Raw genomic sequence first — 1,602 nt, forward strand, 5'->3', positions numbered from 1 at the left:
CTTCAGGCTCGGATCGTAGCCGAAGGAGAGGTCCGATTGGAAGCTGGCGATCGGCTTGGCATGGCCCAACATGACGGCCTTGATGATCGCGTCGCGGTCGATGCCCATGATGAGGGCTTTGCGGACGTTCACGTCCTTCGTGATTCCATTCTTCGTGTTGAGGCGAAGGGCGACGACAGTCGGACCGGTGATGCTCACGAGATTGAGCTTGGGATCCTGCTGAATCGTCGGCGCAAGGCCGAACGGGATGAGATTGGCGACATCCACACGGCCCGCTTGCAACTCGGCGATCTGGGTGTTGGCCTCAGCAATGATGCGATAGACGACTTTGTCGAGCTTCGGCGCACCGCCCCAATGCCCAGGGAACGCCTCGAGGGTCAGACTGACCTTCGGTGTATACTCCACGAACTTGAACGGGCCCGTGCCGACAGGGTGGGTGTTGAAATACTCGTCACCCTTCTCCTGAATGTATTTCGGCGGAACAATCATACCGCCGTAGCCTGCGAGCTTGGTCAGCAGAACAGGATCCGCCTGCTTCATGACGAAATCGACTGTGTAGTCGTCGACGACTTCCACATGGTCGATCGAATTGTAGTTCGATTGCTGCGGACCCTTCTTGCCCTCGTCGCCGAGCAGCCGATCGAAGGTGAATTTCACGGCTGCCGCATTGAAGGGTTCGCCGTTGTGGAACTTCACGTTCTGACGCAGCTTGAACCGAATGCGGTTGTTGCTGTCGAGATAATCCCAGCTGGTTGCCAATCCCGGCTGCAGCTTCATGTCAGGACCGCGCGACGTCAGGCCGTCATAGATCTGGCTGCCGACGGATCCCCAAGGAACCAGAAAGGTGTCGATCGGATCCCAGCTGCCTGGATCGATCGCGATCGCCACCGTTACTGTGCCAGCCGCCTGCGCGCCGGAAGCCGCGAGCGGCAGCGCCAATGATGCAGCGGACAGACCGAGCACCGACAGAATTCGTGAGAATCTCATTGTTGTCTTTCCCTCTGAAAGTTCTTTATGCCGCGCGCACGGCGTCCGCTTCGATGGCGACCCAGTGACCGGGTGAGACTTCGCGCATGCGGTGGATGGCGGGCTCTTGCCCGACCGGTCGAACGGGGCTTGGAATTTCCCCCTCGATTCTTGTCTTGGCGCGTTCGATCTGCGGATCGGCGACCGGCACTGCGGCCAAGAGTTTGCGTGTGTAGGAATGCTGCGGGTTTTCGAACACCGCCTGTCGCGTGCCTATCTCGACGATCTGACCGAGATACATGACGGCGACGCGGTGGCTGACGCGTTCCACCACCGCCATGTCGTGCGTGATGAACAGGTAGGACAACCCGCGCTTCTCCTGCAGCTCCATCAGGAGATTGACGATCTGAGCCTGAATCGAAACATCGAGCGCCGATACCGATTCATCCGCGATGATGAGCTTGGGATTGCTCGCCAGCGCACGCGCAATGCAGACGCGTTGACGTTGTCCGCCGGAGAACTCGTGCGGATAACGCTTGGCATGCTGCGGCAACAATCCAACCTGCTCGAGGAGTTCCTGGACACGCCTGTCGATCGCCTTGCGGTCGGGGAGTAGATTGTGGACCACAATCGGTT

2 protein-coding genes are annotated in these 1,602 nt (G+C 59.2%); both read right to left on the reverse strand.

The features are described 5' to 3' along the window. On the reverse strand, positions 1-987 hold a 987-nt coding region (locus AC1DT3_RS20525; protein WP_477467053.1), incomplete at its 3' end, for an ABC transporter substrate-binding protein. Between the two features lie 25 nt (positions 988-1,012). Beyond that, the coding region (locus tag AC1DT3_RS20530; RefSeq protein WP_477467054.1) for an oligopeptide/dipeptide ABC transporter ATP-binding protein at positions 1,013-1,602 on the reverse strand (590 nt) is incomplete at its 5' end.

The organism is Microvirga sp. P4_G7 (genome assembly GCF_056401005.1).